Below are 4,039 nucleotides of genomic sequence, written 5' to 3'. Positions count from 1 at the left end.
TGCGCACGTCGGGGTGCACGATGATGGGGTCGGCTTCCTTGTCCTTGGCCTTCACACCCGAGAGACTGCGCATCTGCAGGCGGTCCTTGGCGTAGGCCAGCGCGTTCTGGAAGGCCACTTCGGTCAGACCCAGCGACTGGTTGCCCACGCCCAGGCGCGCGGTGTTCATCATCACGAACATGGCGGCCAGGCCCTTGTTGGGTTCCCCCACCAGGGTGCCCACGGCGCCGTCTAGGCTGAGTTGGCAGGTGGCGTTGCCGTGGATGCCCATCTTGTGCTCCAGGCCGGTGCAGAAGATGGGGTTGCGTTCACCCAGCGAGCCGTCGGCGTTGACCTTGAACTTGGGCACGACGAACAGGCTGATGCCCTTGCTGCCCTTGGGCGCGTCGGGCAGGCGGGCCAGCACGAGGTGGACGATGTTCTCGGCCAGATCGTGCTCGCCGGCGCTGATGAAGATCTTGTTGCCGGTGATCTTGTAGGTGCCGTCGGCCTGCGGTTCGGCCTTGGTGCGCAGCAGACCCAGGTCGGTGCCGCAGTGGGGCTCGGTCAGGCACATGGTGCCGGTCCACTCGCCGCTCACCAGCTTGGGCAGGTAGGTCTTTTTCTGCTCGTCGGTGCCGTGCGCCAGCAGCGCCTCGTAGGCGCCGTGCGACAGGCCCGGGTACATGGTCCAGGCCTGGTTGGCGCTGTTGAGCATTTCGTACAGGCACTGGTTGAGCACGTGCGGCAGACCCTGGCCGCCGTATTCGGGGTCGCACGACAGCGCCGGCCAGCCGCCTTCGACGTACTTGGCGTAGGCGTCCTTGAAGCCCTTGGGCGTGGTGACCTCGTGGGTGCTCTGGTCGAGCTGGCAACCCTCGGTGTCGCCGCTGACGTTCAGCGGGAACGCCACGCCGGCCGCGAACTTGCCGGCTTCCTCCAGCACGGCGTTGATCGTGTCCGCGTCCGTCTCGACGTGCGCGGGCATGGCCTTGAACTCGGCTTCGACGTTGAAGACTTCGTGCAGCACGAACTGCATGTCACGCAGGGGCGGGTTATAGACGGGCATGGATGACTCCTGTTGTCGATGTGGCGAAGGGTGGAAACGGTTGCGGTATCAGGTGGTGGCGCTTTCGGCGCGCTTGCGGCGTGCCTTGGGTGCCGGCGTGGCCGGTACGGCCTGGGGGTTGCTGTTGCTTTCGATGATCCGTTCGAAGGCGGTGACCGCGCGGCGCAGAGAATCGGGCCGGTAGAGGAAGCGTGCCTCGTAGTGCAGCGCCAGGATCAGCGCGTGGATCTCGAAGGCCATCTGCGTCGCGTCGGTGTCGGGGCGCAGGTGGCCTTCCTCGATGGCCATGTCGATGGCGCGGCGCATGGCGGCCAGCCAGATGTTGACCGACTCCATCAGCGCGTCGCGCACGGGGCCTACGCGATCCTCGAACTCGATCGCGCCGCTGATGTAGATGCAGCCCGAGTCGATCTCGATCGAGGTGCGCTTCATCCAGTTGTTGAACAGCGCGCGCAGGCGCGGCAGGCCCCGGGGGGCCTGCAGGGCGGGGTAGAACACTTCCTGCTCGAAGCGCGTGTGGTACTCGTGCACCACCGAGATCTGCAGCTCCTCGCGCGAGCCGAAGTGGGCGAACACGCCCGACTTGCTCATGTGCATGACCTCGGCCAACGCGCCGATGGACAGGCCTTCAAGTCCCATCTGCGTGGCCAGGGACAGGGCGGCGTCGATGATGGCCGCCTTGGTCTGCTGGCCCTTCTGCTTGGGCTTGTCGCTGCTGCGGGAACGCTTGGCCGCGGTGCTGGGGCTCATGGTGGCGTTGTGGATGGTTCGTCGAAAACCCGCACTGTAACCCAAAAACGAACGTTCGTGCTTTTTTTGTGCGAAAGATGACGCCACAGCCGTGCAGGGAAGGTGTGCGCCTGTCCATCGACTCGCGCTGCGCAAGGCGGCTTGCCGCCCCGTGCGTTCGCTGACACCGCCTGCAGTTTCCAGCCCCTTGCAGCCGGTGATGATGGGCTGGGTTGTCTATCGGACCAAGGGCAGTCCACAATATCCGGGTTGGTGTCAACGGCGTCGGCAGCAGCAGCCCATGCTGCGTCTCGATCGCCATTCATACGAGGGTCACATGGACAGTCCCGCGGAACAACTTTCAGCCGAGCAGCTCAAGGTACTCGCCTCTCTGCCAGAAGGAAAGCCGGTCGTCATGCTCAACCTGCTGCGTTTCCGCGACGAAGCTGCCTACGGGGATCCCGCCGAGGCGTGCAGCGGGCGTGAGGCGTACAAGCGCTACTCGCAGACGTCGCTTCGGACCATTGCCGCCGTGGGAGGGAGCGTCATCTTCAGTGGCAAGGCGCATGAGTCGCTCATCGCGCCGTCCGGTGAGACCTGGCACCAGGTCTTTCTGGTTCGCTATCCGTCGGCTGCCGCCTTCCGCGCCATGCTGTCCATGCCCGAGTACCAGGCCTGTGTCCGCCACCGCACGGCGGCGCTAGATGACTCCCGGCTGACACCCATCACGCCGTATGAAGCATAGGGTTGCGGCCCCGGTTTGCTCGGGGACCGTTGGCCGGTGCCCTACTTGCGCGAGGCGAAGAAGCGCGAGGCGTTGACGGCGACGGCCAGCTCGCTGGCGGTGGCCAGCAGTGAAGGCGCCATGTCGAGCAGGCGCTGCGTGTCCAGTCGCACCGAAGGGCCGGCGATGACCAGAATGCCGGCCACCGGCTCGCCCCGGCGCTGGATCGGGGCGGCGATGCCGCTCATCCAGGGGGTGAACATGTCCTGCACCAGCGCGAAGCCGCGCCGTCGGTGCGCCTTGAGCATTTTGAGCAGCGCCCCCATGCCCATCGGCGCATTGGGGCCGTAGTCCTCGGCACGCCCGAAGCCCTGACGGGCCACGATCTCCATGGCGCGGTCCTCGGGCAGGGTCATGAGCCAGGCGTGGCCGGCCGCGCTGCACGACAGGCGCAGGTCGGTGCCCATGTCGGGGTCGTACTTCAGGCCTGAGCGCGCGCCCTGGGCCTTGGCGACGAGGGTCAGGCGCTCGTCGTCGACGATGGCCAGGCGCACCAGCTCCTGCGTTTCGTCGGCCAGGCGCTCCAGCAGGGGCTGGGCGATGTCCACCACGCCGGTGCGGCTGAGGTAGCTCAGGCCCAGCGCGGCCAGACGCGTGGTCAGGGCGTAGTCGCCGTGATGCTGGCTCTGCCGCACGAAGCCGAAGCGGATGAGCTCGCCGAGCAGGCGGTGGCAGCCGCTGCGGGTCAGGCCCAGTTCGTCGGCAATCTGTGACAGCGACACCCCGTGCGGGTATCCGGCCAAATACTCGAGCAGGACGAGGGTTTTTTCGGTCGCGCCACTCATGTTGTCTCCCGGCAGGCCGTGTTCCGGCGGGTTAAAAAACTGAATTCAGTTCAGTTTTTGAACAATATACAGAAATTTTCGACAGCAGCGGAGCGCGTTTCTAAGATCGTCCCCGCACAGCACACGATGCATTTGGCTGTGCGGTTCCATCACATCAAGGAGACAAGACATGCCCGCCGTCAAGGACAGCGCATCCCTGCGCCAACGTCAACCGAAAAGCCTGGGGCGCCGCCTCGCCATCGCCGCCATCGCGGCCGTTCTGCCGCTGGCGGCCAGCCTGCCCGCCTCGGCGCAGGACGTCAAGAACCGCACCCTGAAGTTCGCCTTCAGCCTGGCCAAGGACCACCCGCTGGGCCTGGGCGCGCAGAAGTTCGCCGATCTGGTGGCCGAAAAGAGCGGCGGCAAGATCAAGGTGAACCTGTTCCCCAACGCCGTGCTCGGTGGCGACCCGCAGAACCTGTCGGCCGTGCGCGGCGGTACGCTGGACTTCACCTCCATGGCCACCGGCCTGCTGGCCGGCATCGACAAGCAGTTCATGGTGTTCGACTTCCCGTTCCTGTTCAACAGCGCGGAAGAGGCCTATGCGCTGTCGGACGGCCCGGTGGGCACACGCCTGATGGACGGCCTGCAGGCACACGGTCTGGTGGGCCTGGGCATCTGGGACCTGGGCTTCCGGCACATGACCAACAGCAA

Annotated in this window: 5 protein-coding genes; 2 read left to right on the top strand and 3 right to left on the bottom strand. The window is 65.9% G+C overall.

The window, feature by feature from the left end:
- Both PHQ87_RS14830 and PHQ87_RS14825 read right to left on the bottom strand, forming a co-directional pair.
- Window positions 1–1,048 (bottom strand): acyl-CoA dehydrogenase family protein (locus tag PHQ87_RS14830; protein WP_300236008.1); only part of this gene is annotated, 1,048 nt, incomplete at its 3' end.
- Window positions 1,049–1,096: 48 nt separating this feature from the next.
- Window positions 1,097–1,798 (bottom strand): TetR/AcrR family transcriptional regulator, encoded by a 702-nt coding sequence (locus PHQ87_RS14825; protein WP_300236006.1) that lies wholly within the window; start codon window positions 1,796–1,798, stop codon window positions 1,097–1,099.
- Window positions 1,799–2,078: 280 nt separating this feature from the next.
- Here PHQ87_RS14825 and PHQ87_RS14820 point away from each other — a divergent pair, with 280 nt between their 5' ends.
- Window positions 2,079–2,522, top strand: a complete 444-nt coding sequence (locus tag PHQ87_RS14820) for a DUF1330 domain-containing protein (RefSeq protein ID WP_300236004.1) — start codon at window positions 2,079–2,081, stop codon at window positions 2,520–2,522.
- A gap of 41 nt (window positions 2,523–2,563) precedes the next feature.
- Here PHQ87_RS14820 and PHQ87_RS14815 read toward each other — a convergent pair whose 3' ends face one another.
- Window positions 2,564–3,346 carry an IclR family transcriptional regulator gene (locus tag PHQ87_RS14815; protein WP_300236002.1) on the bottom strand — a complete coding sequence of 261 codons (783 nt, stop codon included), beginning with the start codon at window positions 3,344–3,346 and terminating at the stop codon, window positions 2,564–2,566.
- A gap of 169 nt (window positions 3,347–3,515) precedes the next feature.
- Here PHQ87_RS14815 and dctP point away from each other — a divergent pair.
- A partial coding sequence (gene dctP / locus PHQ87_RS14810; protein WP_300236000.1) for a TRAP transporter substrate-binding protein DctP occupies window positions 3,516–4,039 on the top strand: 524 nt, incomplete at its 3' end.

The sequence above is a fragment of the Hydrogenophaga sp. genome, from assembly GCF_028698005.1.
GTDB lineage: Bacteria > Pseudomonadota > Gammaproteobacteria > Burkholderiales > Burkholderiaceae_C > Hydrogenophaga.
This window is presented reverse-complemented; position numbering and strand designations above follow the sequence as displayed.

Excerpts from the sequence above, each read along its gene's own strand:
- PHQ87_RS14825 (WP_300236006.1), bottom strand. The coding sequence starts at position 1,798 with ATGAGCCCCAGCACCGCGGCCAAGCGTTCCCGCAGCAGCGACAAGCCC.
- PHQ87_RS14820 (WP_300236004.1), top strand. The coding sequence starts at position 2,079 with ATGCTGCGTCTCGATCGCCATTCATACGAGGGTCACATGGACAGTCCC.
- PHQ87_RS14815 (WP_300236002.1), bottom strand. The coding sequence starts at position 3,346 with ATGAGTGGCGCGACCGAAAAAACCCTCGTCCTGCTCGAGTATTTGGCC.